A 23,567-nucleotide genomic window follows, 5' to 3' on the forward strand; every position below is an offset into this window, starting at 1 on the left:
ACCCGGGTCAGTCGGCGGGAAGGTGGTCGGCGAGCCACTCGACCAGCGGGGTGAGGTCGCGCCAGACCTCCCGCACCCGCTCCACGACCTGCGGGGTGTGGATCCACCCCTCCGGCTCGAAACGGCGGCTCGCGTGCAGCGACCTGTGACGGAGCAGGTCGAGACGGGGGTGGTCCTCGGGGACGCCCCTCGGCCGCGTCTTGAGACGGTCGCCCTCGATGGCGTAGCCCGCGACGCGCGCCTCGGTGACGATCTTCTCCAGCGGCGTCCCGCTGATCTCCTCGTCGACCGCCTGGCGGTAGCGGGCCAGCTGTTCGCCCTGCGCGGCGTAGAGTCCTCCGCCGACGAGCAGCCCGGCCGCGTCGAGCTGGACGTAGAAGCCGATCGCCTCGCCCTTCGGGACGTAGGACCCCTGGTGCGTCTTGTAGGGGGACTTGTCCTTGGAGAAGCGGACGTCGCGGTTGGGACGGAACATGCGCGCCTGCCCGAACTCCTCGGCGAGCTCCTCACCGAGGGCCGCCATCGGAGCCCGGACCGCCTCCTCGTAGACCCGCTTGTTGCGCGTCCAGTAGGTCTTCGAGTTGTCCGCCTCAAGGCCCTCGTAGAACAGGAGCCCCTCGTCGGGAAAGCCGCTGAAACCCATGCGGCCCATCGTGCCATCGGCCACCGACGGTTAGGGAATCTCCGTGGCCGCGGTCCCCCTGGCACCGTCGCCCATGCTGGTGTAGGCCCTGCCGGGCACCAGGCGGGGCACGCCGTACAGCTCCGACAGCGTCACGAACGTGTAGCCCCGCTGGACGAACTGGTTCAGGACGGCGGGCACGGCCTCGACGGTCGTCGGGTGGATGTCGTGCATGAGCACGATGGCCCCCGGGGTGGCCTGGGCCGCGCGCTGGGCGACCAGCCTGGAGTCGCGGTCACGCCAGTCGAGGGTGTCGACGCTCCACATGACCTGGGCGAGCCCGAGACGGGAGGCCTCCGCCGCGACCCGCCTGCCCGTCGAGCCGTACGGCGGCCGCATCATCGTCATCTTGACCCCGGACAGCCGTCTGACGATCTTCTGGGTGCTGGCCAGCTCGAACCTGATCGACTTCTCCGAGAGCTGAGGGAGCGGAAGGTGGTCCCAGGTGTGGTTGCCGATCTCATGTCCCTCGACGACCATCCTGCGGAGGTTCTCCCCCCGGTCCTCGGCGACCATCCTGCCCAGTACGAAGAAGGTGGCCCTCGCCTGGTGCCTGGCGAGGATGTCGAGCAGCCTGCCGGTGTACGGCCCGGGCCCGTCGTCGAAGGTCAGCGCGACGCACCTGATCCTGGCGCAGTTCACCCCGCGCGCGCCGGGCGGCTTCGGAAGGCTGTTCCTCGGCCACTGCCGCTGGATCGCGACCAGCCTTTCGGCGAGTTCCTCCGGGTCGAAGAGCGGGGATGCCTCGGGGGACGGCGAGACGGACGGGGACGGGTCGCTCTCGATGCTCAGGATCGCGACAGGGGGCTCACAGCCCGCGACTCCCAGCAGGACGGCCATGGTGAAAACCATCCATCGCCACACGTCTGCCCCCCGCCAGGCCGGCCGGGGTCACAGATGGTCATGGATAGTCTCCGGCCACGTCCCCCCGCAGACTCCTGGCCAGTTCGTCCCACCAGGATGGGACATCTGCCTGGAGTTCCGCATAGCGACGCGCTACCCGAATGGCGCATCCTTTCGAATCCGTGCCCAGATGCCGACGTTTCACCTGGCCCTCCTGCCACCGGTAGAAACCATCTCGGAAGCGAACGACGAGCCCGATCCATACCGAGAGAGTGCCGTCGTCGTCGACCTCGTAGGCGCCGGTGACCCCGAGCTCGGCCAGGTCCGCGCGGAGCCTGGCGATCGCCTCCCCCGCCTCGACACGCTCGTTCACCCGTCACCTCCCCGGCGGACGGAGGGACCGCTCCCCGACGGAGGGACGGACCGCGCGGCCGGGACACAGGCCCCGCCACCGGCGGGTGACAGCGAAAGCGACATGGGGTAATGATGCGGTCACGCGTCGCCTGGTGACACCCGTTCCCCACTATTGGTCAGGTGTCTCCTTCGGCTCGGTCACCACCATCGTGAACCTGAGCGGGACCTGCCCGTTGTTGGAGTAGCGGTGCGGCCGGTCGGCGCGGAACACCACGGCGTCGTCCACGCCCACGACGTGGCTGCCGCCGTACACCGAGAGGGTGAGCTCCCCCTCGATGACGGTCAGCATCTCCCTGGTGCCCGGAGGGTGAGCGTCACCGTCGTGGTGGTCGCCGGGGGCGAGCCGCCAGTCCCACAGCTCCAGGATCGACGGGGCGTCGGTGCCGACCAGCAGCCGTGCCGAACTGGCCTTCCCGTGCGGGAAGGTGACGACGCTGGCCGCGGGGACGACCCGCACCACGGGCACGTCCGAGACCTCGACCAGGCGCGCGACCGTCACCCCGAGGGCGTCGGCGATGCGGGTGAGCGTGTTGATGCTGGGGTTGGTCCGTCCCTGCTCGACCTGGACGAGCATGCCGCGGCTCACCCCGGAGCGGGTGGCCAGTTCGTCGAGCGTCATCTGCCGGTGCGCCCGCTGGGCCCGCACGTTGTTGGCGACCGCCGCGTTGATCGTCTCGGGATCCATCAGTCCAGTGTAGTGAACCTGATTTGCAGTATTTTGCACCTCATATATTGTTCCAACGGTGCAATCCATTGAACTGAGGTGAAGGATGATCGCGGTGGCGCTGGCCACACTCTGCGCCGTGGTCTACGGCACGGCCGACTTCTTCGGCGGTCTGGCCACCCGCAGGTCGCGGGTGATGGCGGTGGTCGTGCTCTCCCAGGGCGCCGGGCTCGCCCTGGTGGTCGCGCTGATGCCGCTGCTGCCCGGCGCCCCGACGGCGGGCGCGTTCGCCTGGGGCACGGCGGCGGGTGTCTCCGGCGCCGCCGGGCTGGTGCTCTTCTACCGGGCGCTGGCCACCGGCGTGATGTCCGTCGTCGCCCCGACCACCGCGACCACCTCCGCGGCCCTGCCCGTCCTGTACGGCCTGGCCACCGGGGAGCGGCCCGAGCCGCCGGCGCTCTGCGGTGTGGTGCTGGCACTGGTCGCGGTGCTGCTGGTCAGCCGTGATCCCTCGCGGAGCGCGTCCGGAAACGGCCGGGGGCCGCTGGTGGCCGCGCTGGTGGCGGGCGTGGGGTTCGGCGGCTTCTTCGTCCTGCTGGCGCAGTCGCCCGCCGAGACCGGGATGTGGCCGCTGTTCGGCGCGCGCCTCTCCTCGATCGCCCTCATCGCCCTGCTGGCCCTGGCCACCGGCCGTACGCTGCGGCCGGGCGCGGGCGCGCTGCGGATCATCCTGGCGGCCGGGGTTCTCGACATGCTGGCCAACGTGCTGTTCATGTTCGCCCAGCAGCGCGGCATGCTGAGCCTCGTCGGCGTGCTGGTCTCCCTCTACCCGGCGAGCACGCTGGTGCTGGCCAGATACGTCCTGAAGGAGCGGCTCAACGTCGTGCAGATGACGGGCATCGGCTTCACCCTCGCGGCGGTCGCGCTGATCGCCGCGGGCTGAGCCCCGGATCGGGCATGAGCCGCCGGTCAGGCGGCCTGGCGCTGCTCGGGCAGGCGGACGGCGCCCTCCTCGCGGGCGTAGTCCTCAAGCATCGTCCTGAGCTGACGGCGGCCACGGTGCAGCCGGGACATGACGGTGCCGATGGGCGTGCCCATGCGCTCGGCGATCTCCTTGTAGGCGAAGCCCTCGACGTCGGCCAGATAGACCGCGACGCGGAAGTCCTCGGGCAGGGAGCGCAGCGCGTTCATCACGGCGCTGTCGGGCAGCTGTTCGAGCGCCTCGGTCTCGGCGGACTTCAGCCCGGAGGACATGTGGGACTCAGCGGCGGCGAGCTGCCAGTCCTCGATCTCCTCGGTCGCCGAGAGCTTGGGCGAACGCTGCTTCTTGCGGTACTCGTTGATGAAGTTGTTGGTGAGGATCCGGTGCAGCCACGCCTTGAGGTTGGTCCCCTCCCGGAACTGGTGGTAAGAGGTGAACGCCTTGGCCACCGTCTCCTGCACGAGGTCCTCGGCGTCGGCGGAGTTGCGGGTCAAACGCATCGCGGACGCGTAGAGCTGGGTGGTGACCGGAACGACGTCGCGCTCGAACCAGTCCTGGCGCTGCTCTTCGGTCATCGTGATCACGTGTTCTTCCCCCTTGTACTGATTCCCCCCACCACCGTCCGGCACAGGCACGACACGCCCTTTCCGGCGGCTTGTCGAATGCTCGCAGGCGGCTCGTAAGCGGGCCGTTAAGAGCTCTTCCGCCTGGTCAGGAGGTTGGTCGTCGGCTGCTTCGAAGGCGGGTACGACACGCCCTACAGCCGGACAAGTCTCATTATCGTAACATCTCCCTCTGAAGATGGTAGAGGTTGTGTCCATCATCACATAACCCCAGCTCGCGCTACTTTTGGGTGCATGGAATACGTGGACAGGCATGACCCCTATACCCGCTCCTGGGTGGCCGAGGCCATCCGTCACGTCGAGGCCGACGCCCACCGAAGCTGCGATACCCATCTCCACGTCTTCCCGCTTCCCACGCACTGGGGGGTAAACCTCTACCTCAAAGACGAGTCCGTCCACCCAACCGGTTCACTCAAGCACCGCCTGGCCCGATCCCTGTTCCTGTACGGCCTGGCCAACGGCTGGATCGGCCCCTCGACCACGGTCGTCGAGGCCTCCAGCGGCTCGACCGCGGTGAGCGAGGCCTACTTCGCCAGGCTGGTCGGCCTGCCGTTCGTCGCGGTGATGCCCGCCTCGACGTCCCCCGAGAAGATCGCCCTGATCGAGTTCTACGGCGGCAGGTGTCACCTCGTTCAGGACCCCGGGACCATCTACGAGGAGTCCCGCCGGGTCGCGGCCGAGACCGGCGGCCACTTCATGGACCAGTTCACCTACGCCGAGCGGGCCACCGACTGGCGCGGCAACAACAACATCGCCGAGAGCATCTTCCAGCAGATGGAGATGGAACCCCACCCCGAGCCGACCTGGATCGTGGTCGGCGCCGGCACCGGCGGCACGTCCTCGACCATCGGCCGCTACATCCGCTACCGGCGGCACCAGACCAGGCTCGCGGTGGTCGACCCGGAGGGGTCCGCCTTCTACCCGGGCTGGTGCGCCGGCGACGACACCGTCACCGCCCCCGGCTCCCGCATCGAGGGCATCGGCCGCCCCCGGGTCGAACCGTCGTTCATGCCCACCGTGATCGACCGCATGATCCAGGTCCCGGACGCCCTGTCCATCGCGGCGATGCGCTGGGTCCGCGAGGTCACCGGCCGCGACGTCGGCGGCTCGACGGGCACCAACGTCGCGGCCGCCGTACGGATCCTGCGGGAGATGCGCCAGGCGGGCGAGCGGGGCAGCGTCGTCACCCTGATCTGCGACGGCGGCGAACGCTACCGCTGCACCTACGGCGACGACGCCTGGCTCGCCGAGCGCGGCCTGGACATCGCCCCTCACCTGGAGGAACTGAGGTCCTTCCTGGCCGAGCCCTGACATCCCACCCGAAGGGACCCGCTCAGGAGGCCCTGGCGGGATCGACCCCGAAGACCTTCGCGACGTCGTCGAGGATGGCGTGGGCGCCCTGGATGCCGACCGCGCTCATCCAGACGACGTCGGCGACGTCGTGCTTGGCGCCCTTGAGCCTGCCCCAGAGCGGGTTGGCCTGGAACTCCTTCTTGATCGGCTCGGCCGCCGGGTCGGGGTAGGCCGCCACGAAGATGTGCTCGGCGTCGAGCTGGGAGATGTTCTCCTGGCTGATGTTCACCGCGATCGTCTCGGTCGTGGTCGGCTGGTCCTTCGGCCGGACGAAGCCGACGTCCTTCAGCACCAGCCCCGAGTAGGAGTTCTCCACGTACAGGCGCACGGTCGGCTCCCCGGCGAACCGGACGACCGAGACGGTCGGCATTCCGCCGTTCTTCTTGTCGATGGAGGCGCCGAGCGCGGCGGCGCGGTCCTGGTAGTCCTTGAGCCTGGTCTCCGCCAGGTCCTCCTTGCCCAGGGCCCGCCCCATGAGCCTGAGGTTCTCCTTCCAGATCGCGCCGGTGGTCTCACTGAACACCGTCGGAGCGATCTTCGACAGCTTGTCGTACAGCGCCTCGTGCCGGACCTTCGCCGAGACGATCAGGTCGGGCTTGAGGGCGATGATCCGCTCCAGGCTCGGCTGTTCGAGCGTGCCGACGGAGACGGCGTCCTTGGCGTGCCCGAGGACCGGGGTCAGATAGTCGGGGAGCTTGTCGTCGATCGCCCGGTAGGTGGTGAACCCGACGACGTCGGTGTCCAGGGTGAGCACCGCGTCGACGAAACTCTGGTCGAGGGTCACGACCCGCACCGGCCTGGCCGGGATCACGGTCTCGCCCATGGCGTGCTTCACCGTGCGGGGGAAGCCCTCCGCGTTCGCCGCCCCGGCCGAGGGATCCGCCCCCGTCCCGGTTTCCGCGGCGGGCTTCGCGGTGGTCGGCGTACTCGTGCCGCAGGCGGCCAGCCCCGCCGACAGTACGGCCGTCGCCATCCCGAGCGCCACGGCGCGCAATGTTCTCATCAGGACTTCCTCCAAGGTAAGGCACGCCTAAATTAGATTAGGCATGCCTAAACTGTCATACTCGTTCGGAGCCCGACAATCGGGGTCCCGGTCCGCGGGACGGTGTCCGGTCTCCGGCAGGCGAGAGGAGCGCGCGTGAGCACGACGGCGGTCATCGCGCGGTCCCCCTCGCCGAGGGGCGTTCTCACGGCCCTGCGTACCCGCAGGTCGATCGTGGTCGCCGGGCTGTTCGCCCTGCTGCTGACCGCCGTCCTGCTGAGCCTCGCGGTCGGCGCGAAACCGGTCCCGCCCGGCGACGTGTGGCACGCCCTGACCGGCCCGTCGGGCACCGAGAACGACATCGTCGTGCGGTCGCTGCGCGTGCCCAGGACCGCCATCGGGGTCATGGCCGGGATCGCCCTGGGCGTCGCGGGCGCCCTCATGCAGGGACACACCCGCAACCCGCTGGCCGACCCCGGTCTGCTCGGCGTCACCCAGGGCGCGGCGTTCGCGATGGTGCTCGCCATCATGACGCTCGGCGTCACCGGCCTGTACGGCTACATCTGGTTCGGCCTGGCCGGGGCCCTCGTCGCCAGCGCCGGAGTCTTCGCCCTCGGCATGGTCGGCGGACGGTCCGGCCCGACCCCGCTGACCCTGGCCCTGGCCGGCACGGCGGTCAGCTCCTTCCTCTACGCGCTCACCTCGGCCCTGGTCCTGATGGACGAGCAGGCGATGGACGTCTTCCGGTTCTGGCAGACCGGCTCGATCGCGGGCCGGGGCGCGGAGACCGTCACCCAGGTGCTGCCGTTCGTCGTCGTCGGGCTCCTGCTCGCCCTGGTCAACGCCCCCGGCCTCAACGCGCTCGCCCTCGGCGAGGACGTGGCCAGGGCACTGGGCCAGAACGTCACCCTGACCCGCGCCGTCGGCATCTGCGCGATCACGCTGCTCACCGGCGCCTCGGTCGCGGCCTGCGGCTCGCTGGCCTTCCTCGGCCTGATGGTCCCCCACCTGGCCCGCCCGCTCTCCGGCCCCGACAACCGGTGGCTGCTGCCGTACGCGGGGCTGATCGGCGCGGTGGCGCTGCTGCTCGCCGACGTGACGGGACGGGTGGTCGCCCGGCCCGGCGAGCTGGAGGCAGGAGTGGTCCTCGCCCTGCTCGGCGCGCCGTTCTTCGTCGCCCTGGTCCGCCGCAGGAAGCCGGTCCGCCTGTGAACCCCACCCCCGTGTACGGCCGCCCCCCTGAGACGAAGGCCCCGACAAGGGCACAGACAAAGGCGCTGCGGGCCGGCCCCGCCTCCTGGCCGCTGCGGCCACGCCCCGTCCTGACGGCACTGGTCCTGCTGGCCGCCGCCGTACTGCTGACCGGGCTCGGCATGCGGATCGGCGACATCCCGATGAGCCTGGCCGAGGTGGGCCGGGCCGTCGTGGGGGACGGCCCCGACCACCTCGTGGTGATGGAGCTGCGGCTGCCCCGGGCGCTCACCGGCGTCCTGGTCGGCGCGGCGCTCGCCCTGGCCGGGGCGATCACCCAGGCCATCGCGCGCAACCCGCTGGCCAGCCCCGACATCCTCGGGGTGACGCCGGGCGCCAGCGTGTGCGTGGTCGCGGCCATCGTGGCCACGTCGAGCGCCGCGGGCGGGGCGGGCGGCATGCTGGCCTCGGTCGGGATTCCGCTGCTCGCCCTGCTCGGCGGCGCGGCCGGGGCGCTGGCCGTCTACACGCTCGCCTGGCGCGGCGGCCTGGACGGCTACCGCCTGGTGCTCGTCGGCATCGGCGTCTCGGTGATGTGCGTCAACGTCAAGTACTGGCTGCTGACCATCGGCGACGTCAACGACAGCGGGCGCGCCATCGTCTGGATCACCGGCTCGCTGAACGGCAGGGGCTGGGAACACGTCGTTCCCGTCGCAGTTGCGCTGGCCGTACTGGTCCCGGCGACCCTGGTCGGCGCCCGCTCACTCGGCGCGCTGCGCTTCGGCGAGGAGACCGTCACCGGGCTCGGGGTGCGCCCCGACCTCACCAGGAGCCTGATGATCCTGGCCGCCGTGCTGCTGGCCGCGCTCGCGACCGCCGCGGCGGGCCCCATCGCCTTCGTCGCGCTGGCCGCGCCACAGATCGCGTTGCGCCTGGCCGGAGCGGCCCAGCCTCCGCTCGTGGTGTCCGCTCTCACCGGTGCCGTCCTCACCAGCGCCTCCGACCTGGTCGCGCGGACCGCGTTCAGCCCCGTCGAACTTCCCGTCGGCGTGGTCACCGCGGTCCTCGGCGCCCCCTATCTGATCTATCTCCTCGTCCGCGCGCGAAGAAAGGCACGACCTTGAGACTACGGGCCGTCGACGTCAAGCTCGGGTACGGCGACCGCGTCATCGTCGACGGGCTCGACCTCGGGATCGAGGCCGGGACGGTGACGACGATCATCGGCCCCAACGGATGCGGCAAGTCCACGCTGCTGCGCGCGCTGGGACGCCTGCTGAAGCCCTCCGGCGGCGAGGTGCTGCTGGACGGCAAACGCATCGACAGGATGCCGACCAGAGAGGTCGCGAAGATCCTGGGAGTGCTGCCGCAGGCCCCCACGGCCCCCGAGGGGCTGACCGTGGCCGACCTGGTGGCCAGGGGACGGCACCCGCACCAGACGTGGTACCGGCAGTGGTCCTCCGGCGACGAGACGGCCGTCAACGAGGCCCTGTCCATGACGGGCCTGCTCGACCTGGGCGAACGCCCGCTCGACGAGCTGTCCGGCGGGCAGCGCCAGCGCGCCTGGATCTCGATGGCCCTGGCCCAGGGCACCGACCTGCTGCTGCTCGACGAGCCGACGACCTTCCTCGACCTGGCGCACCAGATCGAGGTCCTCGAACTCGTCCGCCGCCTGCACGGGGAGCTCGGCCGTACGGTGGTGATGGTCCTGCACGACCTCAACCTCGCCGCCCGCTACACCGACCACCTGGTCGCCATGCGCTCGGGCAAGGTCGTCGCCGCCGGGCCACCCGCCGAGGTCCTCACCGAGGAGTTGCTCGCGAAGGTCTTCGACCTGGCCGCCCGGGTCATCGAGGACCCGGTGGCGGGCACCCCCATGGTCGTGCCCGTCGGGCCACTGCCCTCCGCCGGAGACCGCGCCCGGCGCAACGGGGCACTCCTTCGGGACTGACGTCCCCACCGGGACGCGGCGTTCACCGCGTCCCGGTTCCCGGTGGCTCTCTCAGTCGCCGAGCAGGGCGTCCACGAAGACCTCGGGGTCGAACGGGGCCAGGTCGTCCGGCCCCTCACCGAGGCCGACCAGCTTGACCGGCACTCCGAGCTCACGCTGGACGGAGATGATGATGCCGCCCTTGGCGGTGCCGTCGAGCTTGGTCAGGGCGATACCGGTGACGTCGACGACCTCGGCGAACACCTGGGCCTGGCGCATGCCGTTCTGGCCCGTGGTCGCGTCCAGGACGAGCAGGACCTCGTCGACCGTCGCCTTCTTCTCGATGACGCGCTTGACCTTGCCCAGCTCGTCCATCAGGCCGGTCTTGGTGTGCAGACGGCCCGCCGTGTCGACGATGACCACGTCCACCTTGTCCTCGATGCCCTTGGCCACGGCGTCGAAGGCCACCGAGGCCGGGTCGCCGCCCTCGGGACCACGCACGACCTCGGCGCCGACCCGGTCGCCCCAGGTCTGGAGCTGGTCGGCCGCGGCGGCGCGGAAGGTGTCGGCGGCGCCGAGCACGACCTTGTTGCCGTCGCCGATGAGGGAACGCGCCAGCTTGCCGGTCGTCGTGGTCTTGCCGGTGCCGTTGACGCCGACGACGAGCACGACCGCGGGACGCTCCCCGTGCGGCTTGACGTGCAGGGTGCGGTCGGTGTCGGCGCCGATCTGGGTCAGCAGCTGCTCCTTGAGCAGGCCGCGCACCTCGGCGGGCGTCCTGCTGCCCAGCACCTTCACCTTGGTCCGCAGCTCCTCGACCATCGCCTGGGTCGGGGCGACGCCGACGTCCGCGGTGATCAGGGTCTCCTCGATCTCGTCCCAGGTGTCGTCGTCGAGACGGTCACGCGAGAGCAGATCGAGCAGGCCCTTGCCGAGGGTGCTCTGGGACCGGGCGAGCCTGGCGCGCAGCCGTACCATGCGGCCCGCCGAGGGCGGCGGGATCTCGACGGCAGGGGGGACGACCATGGGCTCGGCGGGCTTGGCCGGCGGCGGAAGAGTGGTGGTCGCCGCGTCGTCGTCCTGCGCGGCCCCCACGGGAGGCGCCTGTTCCTCCCCGGGAACGGGCCGCACCTCGGGCGGCTCCACCGGAGGAGCCGACTTGCCCCGCGGCCTGAGCAACAGGAACATGCCGCCCGCCGCCAGCAGGGCGACAACGACGATGATCGCGATTATGCCGAGATAGCCTTCCACAAGAGCACAGTTTTCCAGACCCCCCGGAATGCTCCGACCCCCCGGGTCAAGTCACCCCCCATCGATCTTGACTGCTCACCCTCCCCACCACGACGACACAGACGTCCCCCGCACCTGCCCGCGTGGACTTTCCACCTCCGAAGCGAGGGGTCGGCCGACACCCCCGGCGCCAAGTGTGAGGAGTTTCGGCTTGGGCGCGTCGGTGTCTGGACTGAGGAACGCAGGAGCGAAGCGGATGAGTGACGAGGGAAGACACCGACCCGAAGCGCCCAAGCCCGCGACGCCGCCAAGCGGAGCAAAGAAACACGGCTTGTGCTTTACCGGCGCCAAGTGTGAAGAGTTTCGGCTTGGGCGCGTCGGTGCTTGGACTGAGGAGCGAAGGAGCGAAGCGGATGAGTGACGAGGGAAAGCACCGACCCGAAAGCGCCCAAGCCCGCGACGCCGAAGGCGGAGCAAAGAGACACAGCCCACGCTGCCGAAGCCGCGCAAAGAGACACAACTAACTTTCTCGAAGCCGCTGACTGATCACCTGGCTGACCCCGTCCCCCCGCATCGAGACCCCGTACAGCGCGTCGGCGATCTCCATTGTGCGTTTCTGGTGGGTGATGACGATGAGCTGTGACGTCTGCCGCAGTTCCTCGAACAGGGTCAGCAGCCGTTGGGTGTTGGTGTCGTCGAGCGCCGCCTCGACCTCGTCCATCACGTAGAACGGCGAGGGCCGCGCCTTGAAGATGGCGACGAGGAAGGCGACGGCGGTCAGCGACCGTTCCCCTCCGGACAGCAGCGACAGGCGCTTGACCTTCTTGCCCGGCGGTCTGGCCTCGACCTCGACGCCGGTGGTCAGCATGTCCTCCGGGTCGGTGAGCAGCAGCCTGCCCTCACCGCCGGGGAAGACCCGCCCGAAGATCTGCTCGAACTCGCGGGCGACGTCGGCGTAGGCGGCACCGAACACCTGCTCGACCCGCTCGTCCACCTCCTTGACGACGAGCAGCAGGTCACGTCTGGTCTTCTTGAGGTCCTCAAGCTGGGAGGTGAGGAAGGCGTGCCGTTCCTCAAGAGCGGCGAACTCCTCAAGGGCCAGCGGGTTGACCTTGCCGAGCTGCGCCATCTGCCGGTCGGCGGCCCTGGCCCGCTTCTCCTGTTCCTCACGCACGTAGGGAACGGGGTCGCCGTCGACGGTCGGGACGGGTTCGGCCGGGCCGTACTCGGCGATGAGCGTGTCGGGTTCGACGCCGTACTCGTCGACGGCCTTGGCCTCCAGCTGTTCCAGGCGCAGGCGCCGTTCGGTTCTGGCGACCTCGCTGCCGTGCGCCCTGTTGATCAGCTTGTCCAGTTCGCCGGACAGTTCCCTGACGCGGAGCCTGATCGACTTGAGCGACTGGTCGATCTGCCCGCGCGCCTGTTCGGCCTCGTCGCGTTCCTCGGCCGCCACGGTGAGGGAGGTCTCCAGGCGGGCCAGGGTCAGCTCGGTGCCGCGGACCACGGCCTGGGCGACCAGTGCCTGCCTGCGCCGCCGTTCCCGCAGCTCGGCGGCCCTGGCGCGTTCCTCGCGCTCCCGTTCGGCGGCGCGCAGCAGTTCGTCGGCCCGGCCCGTGAGGCCCTTGACCCGCTCCTCGGCCGTCCGTACGGCCAGGCGGGCCTCCATCTCCGTCTGTCTCGCCGAGGCGCAGATCTCCGCGAGCTCGTCGCGCATCTCGGTGGTCGGTTCGGGTTCGGCCTCCACCTCGGCGGTGGCGGCGGCGAGCCGTTCCTCGATCTCGGCGAGCCCCGCGGCGTCCCGGTCGCGGGCCTCCTCGGCGGCCCGTACGGCCCTGGCGAGCCGTTCACACTCGGCGGCGGCGGCCTCGGCCGCGGCGCCGAGCTGGGCCAGTCGCCGCGCGGTCGCGGCGGCCCGCTGGTCGGCGTCACGCTGTCTGGCCCTGATCTGGTCGAGCGCGGCCTGGGCGGCGTTCACCCCGGCCTGGGCGGTCTGCACGCCTGTCTGCGCCTCGCCCACGCCCGCCTGGGCGGTCTCGACGGCGAACTGCGCCTGCGCCTCGGCTTCGGCGGCCTCCTCCATGGCGAGGCCCGCCTGTTCGGCGGCCTGCCTGGCCGTGGCCAGGTCCGCGACGGCCTCGTCGAGAGCGGCCCGCATCTGGAGGGCGGAGGCCGCGCCCGTTGAGCCTCCCCTGGCGGCGTAGGAGCCGACCAGGTCGCCGGAGCGGGTGACGGCTCGCAGCTCGGGCCACTGCTCGACGGCCTTCCTGGCCGTCTCAAGGTCGTCGACGACCAGGACGTCGGCCAGCAGGTGCGTGACGGCGGCCCGCAGCGCGTCGGGCACGGTGACCAGGTCCGCCGCCCACCGGCCGCCCGCGACGGGCATGTCGGCCCTCCGCGGGACCTGCCCGCCCGTGGCGACGAGCAGGGCCGCCCGGCCCCCGTCCTGGCGGCCGAGGAAGTCGATGGCGTCCGCGGCGGCCTGCAGCGACTCCACGGCCACCGCCTCGGCGTAGGCGCCGAGCACGGCGGCCACGGCCGTCTCCGCGCCGGGGCTGACGGTCAGCATGGTGGCCACCGGGCCGAGCACCCCGGCCAGGTCGGCGGCCAGCAGCGCCGCGGCGCCGTCCGTGCCGCTCGCCAGGCTCAGCTGGAGCGCCTCGAACCTGGCTTCGAGCGCGGCGACCTGACGCTGGGCCTCCTGGTCGGCCTTGCGGGCGACGCCCACGGCGGCCTTGGCCGAGGACAGGGCCGCGTTGGGGCCCGCGACCGAGGCCTTGGCCTCCTCGGCGACGGCCTTGGCCTCCTCGACGGCCTCCCTTGCCTGTGCCACGGCCTCAAGGGCGATTTCCAGCTCTTCGGCGAGGGCGGGGTCGATCTCCGGCTCAGAGCGTTCCTGGCCCTCGTGGTCGGCGCGGGCGCGCTCGGCGCGCTGTTCGGCCTCTTCGAGGGAGAGCCTCAGCCGCCCGATCTCCTCCTCGGCCGCGCCCGCCCTGCTGTGCGCCGCGCCGGCCTGCCCCCTGAGCTTGGCCAGCCCTTCGCGCCGGTCCGCGACGGCCTTGGCCTCCGCGGCCAGGCGGCGTTCCTCGGCGGCGAGCGCCGCCTCGCTCTCCGAGCGTCCCGCGACGGCCTGTGCCAGGGTCTCCCGCTCCTGGTCGAGGAGTTCCTCAAGGACGCGTTCCTGCTCCTGGATCTCCTCGGCCTCGCGCTCGTAGTCCTCCGGGTCGCGTCCTCTGCGCTCGACCGTGGTGTCGGTCGCGTTGCGGTGCCGTTCGGCGGCCAGCCCGGCCAGGCCCCTGAGGCGCTCACGGAGGGACGAAAGCCGGAAGTAGGTCTCCTGGGCGGCGGCCAGTCGCGGCTGTGCCTCGGCCTCCGCGGCCTCAAGCTCGGCCTCGGCGACCTGGCCCTGTTCCAGCTCGGTCTCCACCACCGTACGGCGGGCCAGCACGGCGGCCTCGTCGGCGGTCTCCCGCTCCAGGGTGACGCGCAGGGTGAGCACGTCGTCGGCGAGCAGCCTGAGCCTGGCGTCACGCAGGTCGGCCTGGATGACCGCGGCCTTGCGGGCGATCTCCGCCTGGCGGCCGAGGGGTTTGAGCTGTCTGCGCAGCTCGGTGGTGAGGTCCTGGACCCGGGTCATGTTGGCCTGCATCGCGTCGAGCTTCCGCAGCGCCTTCTCCTTGCGCTTGCGGTGCTTCAGAACGCCCGCGGCCTCCTCGATGAAGGCCCTGCGGTCCTCCGGGCCCGCGTGCAGCACCTGGTCGAGCTGGCCCTGCCCGACGATGACGTGCATCTCACGGCCGATGCCCGAGTCGGACAGGAGTTCCTGGATGTCGAGCAGGCGGCAGGTGTCGCCGTTGATGGCGTACTCGCTCTGTCCCGCCCTGAACATCAGGCGGCTGATCGTGACCTCGGTGTAGTCGATGGGCAGCGCGCCGTCGGTGTTGTCGATGGTGAGCGTGACCTCGGCACGGCCGAGCGGGGCCCGTGAGGACGTCCCGGCGAAGATGACGTCCTCCATCTTGCCGCCGCGCAGCGACTTGGCGCTGTGCTCGCCCATCACCCAGGCCAGGGCGTCGACCACGTTGGACTTGCCCGAGCCGTTCGGGCCGACGACGGCGGTGATGCCGGGTTCGAACCTGAGGGTGGTGGCCGAGGCGAAGGACTTGAATCCGCGCAGAGTCAGGGTTTTCAGATACATGTCACCCCTCGTCCGCCGCGTTCACCCGTGTTCACTCGCGCTTTCCCAGGCCGCCCTGTCGCTCTCGCCTGGGAAGACTACCGTTCTTCGCCCGCGCCCGCCTGTCCAGCGCCTAGGGTGCCCTGCATGGATGCGGAACGCGGCGAGGGCTCCCCGCACGGCGGGGACGGCCGTCTCAGACGGCGGGCTTTCCTGGTCGGCGGCGGGCTGGCCGCGCTCGGCCTGGGCGGTACCGCGCTCGCGATCGGTCCGGACGGTTTCCGGAACGCCTACGCCCGCGTCGTCTGCGGAGGCGTCCCCGACCCTCCCGTCGCCCGTCCCGGGGCCCGGCGGCTGAGCGAGGTCGAGGGCCGTACGGTGATCGTCTCACTGCCGCCGCGGCCACGCGACCGGACCACCGTCGTGATCATGTTTCCCGAGGGCACGGAGAACGCCCGCGCGTCGCTCGACCTCTGTTCCGCAGACCGTTACCTGGCGGCGAGCGGGGGGCGGTTCGCGGTCGCCGCGATCGACGACTGGCCCTCGGCCGACGTCGTGGGGACCGTGCTCCCGCATCTGGAGACCCAGGGGTTCGACACCGGAAGGATCGGGCTGCTCGGCTGGGCGGCGGGCGGGGCGGAGGCCCTCAGGCTGGCCGCGCAGCTGGGTTCCGGCCGGGTCGCCGCGGTGGCCGCGGCCTCACCCGCCGTCACGGCGGCACGGGCTCCGCTGCGTGACCTGGTGGACATCCCGGTCTGGCTGGGCTGCGGTGAACGCGACGACAGGGCTCCGCAGACGGAGACGATGCTGAAGGGGTTGAGGGCGCTCGGCGCGACGACGGAGGGGGGGATCTCCTCGGGGTGCCAGGACACGGCGTACCGGGTCCGTGTGCTCCCCGAGCAGTTCGCCTTCTTCTCACGTCATCTGTGAGCGATCTCGTCGTACGGCGGTGCGCCGGGCGTACCGTGTGGTCCGCCCGCCGTACATGGGTCGTTCGCCATGCGTGGCCCCGCACGTGACAGGGGTCGGCATGGCAAGGGACGCCCCGGCGAGGCGCCCCTGGACAGTGGTGTTTCGTCCCGGTCTCTAAGTGAGAACCGGCTCACGATCCTGCAGGCGGGTGAACGCCTCGTCGCGGGTGCCGGCCGCGAGTTCGTCGTTCTGGGCCTGGAGCCGGGTGAGCTCTGCCTCCAGATCACGGATACGCTGCTGAAGACGGCGCATCTCCGAGACCATACGAGGGTCAGGACCGCCGACGTGGCCGAGTAGAGCCTTCGCCATGGTAAAGGGTCCTCCACGCTGAGTGACCAGACTGGTTCGCGCACTTCTTGCCGCGGGAGGGGTGCGCGTGGTTCTTATCAAGAGTCGCACCGGCGGAAGGGGCGGTCAAGTTGAACGCTCCGTGTGGATGCACCAGTGGGCACTCTCGACAGTAAAATATACCTTATTTTGGGCGGTTTAAGGAAGCATCAGCGCTCAACGAAACCGCCAAGATTTCCTTTGGCCTCGCTCCAGCGTTCCACGACCGCGTCAACCTTTCCCGGGGTCGCACCCGCCCTGAGCTGGGAGAGCAGGTTCTCGCACGCCTCACGACCGCCCTCGGCGACGACCTCGACCCGGCCGTCCTCGGTGTTCCTCGCCCATCCGGAAAGTCCGAGCTCCAGCGCTCTGGCCCGCGTCCACCAGCGGAAACCGACCCCCTGGACACGCCCTCTGACCCAGGCGGTCAGCCGTACGGCCGTCATGCCGCCGTCTCTCTCGGGCGGGGCTGGCAGCGGGGGCAGCTGTAGGAGGAACGGTTCATGAACGACTCCCTGACGATCGGCGCGCCGCAGCGCGGGCAGGGTTCGTCCCGCCTGCCGTACACGGCCAGTGAGCGCTCGAAGTAGCCGCTCTCACCGTTGACGTTGACGTAGAGGCTGTCGAAGGACGTGCCGCCCTGCGCCAGGGCCTCGGTCATCACCTCGCGGGCCGCGCCGACCAGCTGGGAGATCTTCGGCCCGGTCAGCGCCCCGGCCGGCCTGGTGCCGTGCAGGCGGGCCCGCCAGAGCGCCTCGTCGGCGTAGATGTTGCCGACCCCGCTGATCAGCGACTGGTTCAGGAGCGCCCGCTTGATCTCGGTCCGCCGGGCTCGCAGACGGCGGGCGAAGAGCGCCTCGTCGAAGTGCTCCTCGAACGGGTCGGCCGCGATGTGGGTGATCGGCTCGGGCACCTGCCTGCCGCCGGCCTCGGCCAGCGGTGTCACCAGCACGTGCCCGAAGGTCCGCTGGTCGACGAAGCGCAGGTCGGGGCCGCCGTCGGCGAAGGTGATCCGGATCCGCAGGTGTTTCTCCAGGGCCGTGTCCGGCTCGACGACCAGCAGCTGGCCGCTCATGCCGAGATGGGCCAGGATCGCGTCCGTCCCGTCGAGGGGCAGCCAGAGGTACTTGCCCCTGCGTTCGGCGGTGCCGATCGTGCGCCCCTTGAGCTGGGCGGCGAACTCCTCGGCGCCGGGGACGTGCCTCCTGATCGCTCTCGGGTGCAGCACCTCGGCCCGCGCGACGACGCGTCCGCGGACCCAGCGTTCCAGGCCGCGCCGTACGACCTCGACCTCGGGCAGTTCGGGCATGCCCCCTCCTTCGGTTCGTGCCGTACGGCTCGCGGGTCAGCCGGCCTCGCGCTTGTCTCGGTCCTCACGGATGCGGGTCCATGCGGTCTCGGCCGCCTGCTGCTCGGCCTCCTTCTTCGAACGGCCCGAGCCGGAGCCGTACTCCTCGCCGCCGACCCTGACGATCGCGGTGAAGGACTTGGCGTGGTCGGGGCCGCTCTCCTCCACGTGGTACTCGGGCACGCCGAGCGACTCGGAGGCGGTCAGCTCCTGCAACGAGGTCTTCCAGTCGAGACCGGCGCCCAGCGAGGCGGAGCGGGTGATGAGCGGGTCGAACAGCAGGTGGACGACGCGGAAGGCCTCGTCGAGGCCCTTGTCCACGTAGACCGAGCCGATCAGCGCCTCAAGGGTGTCGGCGAGGATCGAGGACTTGTCACGCCCCCCGGTGCCCTCCTCGCCCCTGCCGAGGCGCAGGAAGCGCCCGAGGCCGAGGGTGCGGGCGACACCCGCGAGGGCGCGCATGTTGACCACCGCGGCCCTGAGCTTGGCGAGCTGCCCCTCGGGCAGGTCGGGGTGGTTGCGGTACAGGGTGTCGGTGACGACCAGGCCGAGCACGGAGTCGCCGAGGAACTCAAGGCGCTCGTTGGTCGGCAGGCCGCCGTTCTCGTAGGCGTAGGAGCGGTGCGTCAGCGCCCGCTCCAGGATCGCCGCGTCCAGTCGCACGGAGAGGACCTTGTCGAGCTCGTCACTGACGACCTCGACGGCTACCGGCTTGACACTGCTCATCCCCATGGTTTCTTCTCCTCGCACGCTTGCGGTGAAATGCGCGATGGCGAGGAAGGGAATGAGAGATGCCCGAAGATGTGGTGGGCGCCGGGAGGGTACGCGTCACCGCGTAACCCGGCGTCCACCACAGCCGCGGGCCGACCGCCATCGCATATGGATCGCGAACGGTGGCACCGGCCGGAGAGACCCGGCCGGTGTCCGTCGGTCAGACTGCGATCAGGCGGAGGGCTCGATCACCTGACGGCGGTTGTAGGTGCCGCAGGAGGGGCACGCCACGTGCGGACGCTTCGGCGAGCGGCACTGGGGGCAGCTCACGAGCGAGACCGCGGCGGCCTTCCACTGCGACCTGCGGGAGCGAGTGTTGCTCCGCGACATCTTGCGCTTGGGGACAGCCACGTCAGCTCTCCTGATCGTTGTTATGTTCTGGAACCAGACCCTGCAGCTTGGCCCAGCGGGCGTCGACGACCTCGTGTCCGTGATCAGGCTCGGCGTCGGCCAGCCTGATCCCGCACTCCGAGCAGAGCCCGGAGCAGTCTTCGCTGCACACCGGGCTCAACGGCAGTGTGAGCACCACCGCGTCACGGAACGCAGGTTCGAGGTCGAGCAGTTCTCCGTCGAGAAGCGAGTCGTCCTCGGCGGCATCCTCCGCCGAGTAGAAGAACAGCTCCTGGAAGCTCACCTCGGTATCCGAGACGATCTCCTCCAGGCAGCGTGCGCACTCCCCCCGCAGCGGGGCCCGCGCCGTGCCCGTGACGAGCACACCTTCCATGACCGCTTCAAGCCGGATGTCCAGCTCGACGTCGGTGTCCCTGGGGACACCGATCATGTCAACACCGATGTTCGCCGGCGCCGGGAGGGTGAGACTCATCCGAAGCATCGCCCCCGGTCTCCGCCCCAGGTCATGGGTGGAGATCACCCACGGGGCGCGGGGGTCAAGGCTGTGCGGAGTCATTCCACTCTCATCAGGCATGGCGAATCAACGCCGTCGTGCAAGGCAGAAACAAGAGGATACCAGGGGTCAGCCCCTGAGCCGTTCGACCAGGAGTTCCTGGACGAGATCGGGTACCAGACCGGCCACGCTCCCGCCGTAACGGACGATCTCCTTGATGCGACTCGACGACAGGAACGACACCTCGGGACCGGTGGCCATGAACAGTGTCTCGACCCCGGACATCCGGTAGTTGAGCTGGGCCATCTGCAACTCGTAGTCGAAGTCGCTGATCGCCCGCAGGCCCTTGACGATGGCCGGGATCTGCTGCTGCCTGCAGTAGTCCACCAGCAGACCGTGGAACTTGTCCACGCGCACGTTGCCGTACTCCTTGGTCACGTTCTGGAGCATCTCGATGCGCTCCTCGACCGTGAACAGGCTCTTCTTCTCGATGTTGATCAGGACGGCGACCACGACCTCGTCGTACTGCCGGCAGGCCCGGCCGATGATGTCCAGATGGCCGTTGGTAACGGGATCGAACGATCCCGGACAGACAACGCGACGCAAGGCGAAACCCCCTGCCCTATGGATTCCCGGCGGCGCGACCGTACCAAACGGCCGCTTCCCCGTAACGACGGACCCTGTCCTCCTCGTACCCCTCGGGCCACACCAGGTCTGTGCCCCGGCTCTCGCGTTCCACGACCACCAGGGCGTCCCGTTCCAGCCAGCCGCCGTCCCTCAGCCCCCTGAGCACGGCGTCGACCGCCTCGGCGCCCAGTGTGTACGGCGGGTCGGCGAACACCAGGTCGTACGGCTGCGCCGTTCCCCGTTCGAGCACCCGCTCGACGCGGTCGGCGGCCAGTTCCGCACCGGGCAGCCCGAGGGAGGCGATGTTGGCCCTGATCGTCCTGATCGCCTTGGCGTCCGACTCGACGAGCAGGGCGTGCTCCGCGCCCCGGGACAGCGCCTCAAGCCCGAGGGCCCCCGACCCCGAGTAGAGGTCGAGCACCCGGGCGCCGTCCAGGGGGCCGAACAACGACCCGACGGTTGCGAAGATCCCCTCTCTGGCCCGGTCGCTCGTGGGGCGGGTCCCCCGCCCCGGCGGCACGGCCAGCCGTCGTCCTCCTGCGCTTCCCGCGATGACTCGACTCACCGGCCCATTGTCCCAGCGGCGGCGCGGACCACAGCCCGGCGTGTCGCGACGCATCACATAACCGCAGGTCAAAAGGGTTCGGGTAGGTGATCTAGGTCAAGAGTGGGCAAGGAGTGGCGACGAAAGCGCAAGGGTCGTTCCCCCGGGTCACGACTGCTTGCATGATGAGTCCTGCGGCCTTCGGCGACCCAGGAGAAGGCCGACCGGCGTGATCGTGAGCCCTTCCGCACGCCGGTGCTCTCGGCACCTGACCCGAGGGCGGGCCCAGGCGGGGACGGCATTCGGGGGGAGGCCGTCCCCGCCTTCGGGCGTCTTCTGACCTTTCCCGCCCGCGGCCCCTCCGTGCCGCCCCAGGCCTTCCCGCTCCCGTCGGCGGACGCCGAAGGCCCCGGACGCCCAAGGACCGTCTCCTGACGGGCTCAGGTCTTCTCCAGGTATTCGGCGCGCTCGTCGGCCAGCAGCCTGTCGATCTCCATGCGCAGCATCGGGTGCCCCGACAGCTCCGGATCGCTCTCCAGCACGCCCTCGGCGTCGAGGCGGGCCGAGTGGATCACCTCCTCGTCCCGCAGGAGTTGCAGCAGCTTCAGCGACGACCTGCGGCCCGACTGCGCGACGCCCAGCACGTCACCCTCGCGGCGCTGTTCGAGGTCGACCCGGGACAGCTCGAAGCCGTCGAGGGTCGCGGCCACCGCGTCGAGCCGCTGCCTGGCCGGGGTGCCGCCGGGGGCGTCGGTCACCAGCAGGCACAACCCGGGCAGCCCGCCCCGGCCGACCCGGCCGCGCAGCTGGTGGAGCTGGGAGACGCCGAACCGGTCGGCGTCCATGATGACCATGACGGAGGAGTTGGGCACGTCGACGCCGACCTCGATGACCGTGGTGGCCACCAGGACGTCCGTCTCGCCGCGGCTGAAGGCCCGCATCACGGCGTCCTTCTCCTCCGGGGGCAGCTTGCCGTGCAGCACCGCCGTACGCAGGCCGTGCAGCGGGCCCTGGGAGAGCGTCTCGGCCACGTCGAGCACCGCGAGCGGGGGGCGGCGCTCGTCGTCGTCCTTGGACAGGTCGCCCTCGTCGCCCTCTAGGTCGCCGATGCGCGGGCAGACGATGTAGGCCTGCCGTCCCAGCTCGACCTCCTCGCGCAGCCTGCTCCAGGCCCGGTCGAGGAAGTGCGGCTTCTCCGCGGCGGGGACCACGTGCGTGGTGATCGGCGCGCGCCCCGAGGGGAGCTGGGAGAGCGTGGAGACCGTCAGGTCGCCGAAGACGGTCATGGCGACCGTGCGCGGGATCGGGGTCGCGGTCATGACCAGCACGTGCGGACGGCCTCCCCCGGCCTTCTCCCTGAGCGCGTCGCGCTGCTCGACGCCGAAGCGGTGCTGCTCGTCGACCACGACCAGCCCCAGGTCGGCGAACTGCACGCGCTCCTGCAGGACCGCGTGGGTGCCGACGACGATCCCGGCCGCGCCTGAGGCGGCGTCGAGCATGGCCGTACGGCGGGCCGCCGCGCCGAGCGAACCGGTCAGCAGGGCGACCGCCGTACCGCCGAACATGCCGCCCGTCGCCAGGTCGCCGAGCATGGCCGTGATCGACCTGTGGTGCTGCTGGGCGAGCACCTCCGTCGGGGCGAGCAGTACGGCCTGGCCTCCTGCGTCGACCACCTGGAGCATGGCGCGCAACGCGACGACGGTCTTGCCCGCGCCGACCTCGCCCTGCAGGAGCCTGTGCATGGGGTGGGCCAGGGCCAGGTCGGCGGCGATCTCCTCGCCCACGCTCCGCTGCCCCTCGGTGAGCTGGAACGGCAGGCGCGCGTCGAAGTCGGCCAGCAGCCCGTCCGCGCGGGCGGGCCTGGGGGCGGCGGGCCAGGAGGCCGCGGCCGCGCGGCGCTGCAGCAGCACCGCCTGGAGCAGGAAGGCCTCGTCGTACTTCAGCCGCTTGCGCGCCCTGGAGACGTCGGCGTGGTCGCGGGGCCGGTGGACGGCCGTGAGCGCCTCGGCCAGCCCGGGAAGCTCACGTCTGCTCCGGAGGTCGGCGGGGAGCGGGTCCTCAAGGGGCTCCAGGGTGTCGAGCAGGACGCCGAGCGCCCTGCGGATCGCCCAGGGGGTCACGTCCTTGCCCGCCGGATAGATCGGCACCAGCGCGGCGGCGAACCTCTCGGCGCCCTCCTGGCTCTCGTCGAACATCTCGAACTCGGGGTGGGAGAGCTGCCACCTGCGTTTGTCGCCCTGGCCGAACGCGCCGACCTTGCCCGCGAACATGCCCCTGACGCCGGGCCGCAGCCGGGTCTCCGCGATGTGGGAGGCCCTGCCGAAGAAGGACAGGTAGATCTTGCCCCGGCGGCCGTCGACGATCTCGACCTCCAGCCAGGTGCCGCCCTTGTTGCGCATCGGCCTGCGCATGGCCCTGGTGACCTCGCCGACGACCGTGGCGTGCTCGTCGGCCTGAAGGTCCTCGAAGTCGGTCAGCTCACCGCGCTCGGCGTAGCGGCGAGGGTAGTGCCGCAGCAGGTCGCCCACGGTGCGCAGATCGAGGACGCTCTCCAGCAGCTTGGCGGTCTTGGGGTCAAGCGCCTTGGTCAGCGGCTCGTCGAAGCTCGTCACCCCAGAGTTTCTACCGTGTCCGTGCGACAGAATCGCCTCGACACCACGCGTGCGGGCCCGGCACGGCCGTCCGGCGGCCCCCGGGAATGCGCTACCGTTGACCCTTGGGACTATCCCCGTTCGGCCAGTCATGGCGGTCCGTGTTGTCATGTGAGGCCGGGCGTCGGGTATTCTCGTCTGGCCAGCCGGTCGTCCCGGCACGCCCGATGACCGCCGCCGACGCGGCGGATCGAGCCTCTCGACTGATCTAAGGAGCGAACCGTGGCTTCCGTCTGCGATGTTTGCGCTAAGAAGCCGACCTTCGGCAACAACGTCTCCCACTCGCACCGCCGCACCCGCCGCCGCTGGAACCCGAACATCCAGCCCGTGCGCGCAGTGGTGAACGGCACGCCGAAGCGGCTGAACGTTTGCACCTCCTGCATCAAGGCCGGCAAGGTCACCCGCTAGCCAGACGCAC

24 protein-coding genes are annotated in these 23,567 nt (G+C 70.6%); 7 read left to right on the forward strand and 17 right to left on the reverse strand.

The genetic code is table 11. From position 1 onward, the window contains the following. Nucleotides 1–7: 7 nt before the first annotated feature. From ACFOYY_RS02115 to ACFOYY_RS02130, 4 genes are all read right to left on the reverse strand, one after another. Nucleotides 8–643, reverse strand: coding sequence for a DUF2461 domain-containing protein (locus ACFOYY_RS02115; RefSeq protein ID WP_352010304.1), 636 nt, complete (start codon nt 641–643; stop codon nt 8–10). A 30-nt stretch (nt 644–673) separates the two neighbouring features. Beyond that, nucleotides 674–1,522 carry a polysaccharide deacetylase family protein gene (locus tag ACFOYY_RS02120; RefSeq protein ID WP_352010303.1) on the reverse strand — a complete coding sequence of 283 codons (849 nt, stop codon included), beginning with the start codon at nt 1,520–1,522 and terminating at the stop codon, nt 674–676. Nucleotides 1,523–1,583: 61 nt separating this feature from the next. After that, nucleotides 1,584–1,898, reverse strand: coding sequence for a hypothetical protein (locus ACFOYY_RS02125; RefSeq protein WP_386187259.1), 315 nt, complete (start codon nt 1,896–1,898; stop codon nt 1,584–1,586). Nucleotides 1,899–2,048: 150 nt separating this feature from the next. Then, nucleotides 2,049–2,624 (reverse strand): helix-turn-helix domain-containing protein, encoded by a 576-nt coding sequence (locus ACFOYY_RS02130; protein ID WP_352010301.1) that lies wholly within the window; start codon nt 2,622–2,624, stop codon nt 2,049–2,051. 85 nt (nt 2,625–2,709) lie between these two features. Between ACFOYY_RS02130 and ACFOYY_RS02135 the strand changes: the two genes are divergently transcribed. After that, nucleotides 2,710–3,546 (forward strand): DMT family transporter, encoded by an 837-nt coding sequence (locus ACFOYY_RS02135; RefSeq protein ID WP_352010300.1) that lies wholly within the window; start codon nt 2,710–2,712, stop codon nt 3,544–3,546. Nucleotides 3,547–3,572: 26 nt separating this feature from the next. Here ACFOYY_RS02135 and ACFOYY_RS02140 read toward each other — a convergent pair whose 3' ends face one another. Beyond that, nucleotides 3,573–4,160 carry a sigma-70 family RNA polymerase sigma factor gene (locus tag ACFOYY_RS02140; protein WP_352010731.1) on the reverse strand — a complete coding sequence of 196 codons (588 nt, stop codon included), beginning with the start codon at nt 4,158–4,160 and terminating at the stop codon, nt 3,573–3,575. Between the two features lie 282 nt (nt 4,161–4,442). On the opposite strand from ACFOYY_RS02140, the gene ACFOYY_RS02145 reads away from it, so the two are divergent. Next, nucleotides 4,443–5,519 (forward strand): PLP-dependent cysteine synthase family protein, encoded by a 1,077-nt coding sequence (locus tag ACFOYY_RS02145; RefSeq protein WP_362774096.1) that lies wholly within the window; start codon nt 4,443–4,445, stop codon nt 5,517–5,519. A 22-nt stretch (nt 5,520–5,541) separates the two neighbouring features. On the opposite strand, the gene ACFOYY_RS02150 is transcribed toward ACFOYY_RS02145, so the two are convergent. Next, a complete protein-coding gene (locus ACFOYY_RS02150) occupies nt 5,542–6,564 on the reverse strand; it encodes an ABC transporter substrate-binding protein (RefSeq protein ID WP_386187264.1) in 1,023 nt (340 codons plus the stop codon). Nucleotides 6,565–6,699: 135 nt separating this feature from the next. On the opposite strand from ACFOYY_RS02150, the gene ACFOYY_RS02155 reads away from it, so the two are divergent. From ACFOYY_RS02155 to ACFOYY_RS02165, 3 genes are read left to right on the forward strand one after another with little or no spacing between them, the layout of a single operon-like run. Further along, complete coding sequence (locus tag ACFOYY_RS02155; RefSeq protein WP_352010297.1) at nt 6,700–7,755, forward strand: FecCD family ABC transporter permease; 1,056 nt, start codon at nt 6,700–6,702, stop codon at nt 7,753–7,755. Beyond that, a complete protein-coding gene (locus tag ACFOYY_RS02160; RefSeq protein ID WP_386187267.1) occupies nt 7,752–8,858 on the forward strand; it encodes a FecCD family ABC transporter permease in 1,107 nt (368 codons plus the stop codon). The genes ACFOYY_RS02155 and ACFOYY_RS02160 overlap by 4 nt, the downstream gene beginning before the upstream one ends. After that, complete coding sequence (locus tag ACFOYY_RS02165) at nt 8,855–9,682, forward strand: ABC transporter ATP-binding protein (RefSeq protein ID WP_352010295.1); 828 nt, start codon at nt 8,855–8,857, stop codon at nt 9,680–9,682. Before ACFOYY_RS02160 ends, ACFOYY_RS02165 begins: the two co-directional genes overlap by 4 nt. 51 nt (nt 9,683–9,733) lie before the next feature. Here ACFOYY_RS02165 and ftsY read toward each other — a convergent pair whose 3' ends face one another. Then, nucleotides 9,734–10,912 (reverse strand): signal recognition particle-docking protein FtsY, encoded by a 1,179-nt coding sequence (gene ftsY, locus ACFOYY_RS02170; protein WP_352010294.1) that lies wholly within the window; start codon nt 10,910–10,912, stop codon nt 9,734–9,736. A gap of 499 nt (nt 10,913–11,411) precedes the next feature. Further along, nucleotides 11,412–15,086, reverse strand: a complete 3,675-nt coding sequence (gene smc, locus ACFOYY_RS02175; protein ID WP_386187272.1) for a chromosome segregation protein SMC — start codon at nt 15,084–15,086, stop codon at nt 11,412–11,414. 126 nt (nt 15,087–15,212) lie between these two features. Between smc and ACFOYY_RS02180 the strand changes: the two genes are divergently transcribed. Then, complete coding sequence (locus ACFOYY_RS02180) at nt 15,213–15,995, forward strand: hypothetical protein (RefSeq protein ID WP_362774110.1); 783 nt, start codon at nt 15,213–15,215, stop codon at nt 15,993–15,995. A gap of 156 nt (nt 15,996–16,151) precedes the next feature. Here ACFOYY_RS02180 and ACFOYY_RS02185 read toward each other — a convergent pair whose 3' ends face one another. The 9 genes from ACFOYY_RS02185 to recG all read right to left on the reverse strand — a co-directional run bounded on the left by ACFOYY_RS02185 (nt 16,152) and on the right by recG (nt 23,110). Next, complete coding sequence (locus tag ACFOYY_RS02185) at nt 16,152–16,346, reverse strand: hypothetical protein (protein ID WP_184719995.1); 195 nt, start codon at nt 16,344–16,346, stop codon at nt 16,152–16,154. A gap of 188 nt (nt 16,347–16,534) precedes the next feature. After that, a complete protein-coding gene (locus ACFOYY_RS02190) occupies nt 16,535–16,810 on the reverse strand; it encodes an acylphosphatase (RefSeq protein ID WP_352010291.1) in 276 nt (91 codons plus the stop codon). Further along, entirely contained in the window at nt 16,807–17,673 is an 867-nt protein-coding gene (gene mutM / locus ACFOYY_RS02195) for a bifunctional DNA-formamidopyrimidine glycosylase/DNA-(apurinic or apyrimidinic site) lyase (RefSeq protein ID WP_386187277.1), read from the reverse strand. The genes ACFOYY_RS02190 and mutM overlap by 4 nt, the downstream gene beginning before the upstream one ends. Before the next feature lie 36 nt (nt 17,674–17,709). After that, complete coding sequence (rnc, locus tag ACFOYY_RS02200) at nt 17,710–18,444, reverse strand: ribonuclease III (protein WP_352010289.1); 735 nt, start codon at nt 18,442–18,444, stop codon at nt 17,710–17,712. Nucleotides 18,445–18,654: 210 nt separating this feature from the next. Beyond that, nucleotides 18,655–18,834: a 50S ribosomal protein L32 gene (rpmF, locus tag ACFOYY_RS02205; protein WP_179824792.1), complete on the reverse strand. Its 180-nt coding sequence runs from the start codon at nt 18,832–18,834 to the stop codon at nt 18,655–18,657. A gap of 1 nt (nt 18,835) precedes the next feature. Continuing rightward, nucleotides 18,836–19,264 carry a YceD family protein gene (locus ACFOYY_RS02210; RefSeq protein ID WP_352010288.1) on the reverse strand — a complete coding sequence of 143 codons (429 nt, stop codon included), beginning with the start codon at nt 19,262–19,264 and terminating at the stop codon, nt 18,836–18,838. A 192-nt stretch (nt 19,265–19,456) separates the two neighbouring features. Continuing rightward, nucleotides 19,457–19,933, reverse strand: a complete 477-nt coding sequence (gene coaD, locus ACFOYY_RS02215; protein ID WP_352010287.1) for a pantetheine-phosphate adenylyltransferase — start codon at nt 19,931–19,933, stop codon at nt 19,457–19,459. 16 nt (nt 19,934–19,949) lie between these two features. Beyond that, complete coding sequence (gene rsmD, locus ACFOYY_RS02220) at nt 19,950–20,519, reverse strand: 16S rRNA (guanine(966)-N(2))-methyltransferase RsmD (RefSeq protein WP_352010286.1); 570 nt, start codon at nt 20,517–20,519, stop codon at nt 19,950–19,952. Between the two features lie 419 nt (nt 20,520–20,938). Beyond that, nucleotides 20,939–23,110 (reverse strand): ATP-dependent DNA helicase RecG, encoded by a 2,172-nt coding sequence (gene recG / locus ACFOYY_RS02225; RefSeq protein WP_352010285.1) that lies wholly within the window; start codon nt 23,108–23,110, stop codon nt 20,939–20,941. Nucleotides 23,111–23,371: 261 nt separating this feature from the next. Between recG and rpmB the strand changes: the two genes are divergently transcribed. Then, entirely contained in the window at nt 23,372–23,557 is a 186-nt protein-coding gene (rpmB, locus tag ACFOYY_RS02230; RefSeq protein WP_012894387.1) for a 50S ribosomal protein L28, read from the forward strand. The last annotated feature ends 10 nt before the right edge of the window (nt 23,558–23,567 follow it).

Origin of the sequence: Streptosporangium jomthongense (genome assembly GCF_042650425.1) — a bacterium.
Lineage (GTDB): Bacteria > Actinomycetota > Actinomycetes > Streptosporangiales > Streptosporangiaceae > Streptosporangium.

Excerpts from the sequence above, each read along its gene's own strand:
- ACFOYY_RS02115 (WP_352010304.1), bottom strand. The coding sequence starts at position 643 with ATGGGTTTCAGCGGCTTTCCCGACGAGGGGCTCCTGTTCTACGAGGGC.
- ACFOYY_RS02120 (WP_352010303.1), bottom strand. The coding sequence starts at position 1,522 with ATGGCCGTCCTGCTGGGAGTCGCGGGCTGTGAGCCCCCTGTCGCGATC.
- ACFOYY_RS02130 (WP_352010301.1), bottom strand. The coding sequence starts at position 2,624 with ATGGATCCCGAGACGATCAACGCGGCGGTCGCCAACAACGTGCGGGCC.
- ACFOYY_RS02135 (WP_352010300.1), top strand. The coding sequence starts at position 2,710 with ATGATCGCGGTGGCGCTGGCCACACTCTGCGCCGTGGTCTACGGCACG.
- ACFOYY_RS02140 (WP_352010731.1), bottom strand. The coding sequence starts at position 4,160 with ATGACCGAAGAGCAGCGCCAGGACTGGTTCGAGCGCGACGTCGTTCCG.
- ACFOYY_RS02145 (WP_362774096.1), top strand. The coding sequence starts at position 4,443 with ATGGAATACGTGGACAGGCATGACCCCTATACCCGCTCCTGGGTGGCC.
- ACFOYY_RS02150 (WP_386187264.1), bottom strand. The coding sequence starts at position 6,564 with ATGAGAACATTGCGCGCCGTGGCGCTCGGGATGGCGACGGCCGTACTG.
- smc (WP_386187272.1), bottom strand. The coding sequence starts at position 15,086 with ATGTATCTGAAAACCCTGACTCTGCGCGGATTCAAGTCCTTCGCCTCG.
- ACFOYY_RS02180 (WP_362774110.1), top strand. The coding sequence starts at position 15,213 with ATGGATGCGGAACGCGGCGAGGGCTCCCCGCACGGCGGGGACGGCCGT.
- ACFOYY_RS02185 (WP_184719995.1), bottom strand. The coding sequence starts at position 16,346 with ATGGCGAAGGCTCTACTCGGCCACGTCGGCGGTCCTGACCCTCGTATG.
- ACFOYY_RS02190 (WP_352010291.1), bottom strand. The coding sequence starts at position 16,810 with ATGACGGCCGTACGGCTGACCGCCTGGGTCAGAGGGCGTGTCCAGGGG.
- mutM (WP_386187277.1), bottom strand. The coding sequence starts at position 17,673 with ATGCCCGAACTGCCCGAGGTCGAGGTCGTACGGCGCGGCCTGGAACGC.
- rnc (WP_352010289.1), bottom strand. The coding sequence starts at position 18,444 with ATGGGGATGAGCAGTGTCAAGCCGGTAGCCGTCGAGGTCGTCAGTGAC.
- ACFOYY_RS02210 (WP_352010288.1), bottom strand. The coding sequence starts at position 19,264 with ATGATCGGTGTCCCCAGGGACACCGACGTCGAGCTGGACATCCGGCTT.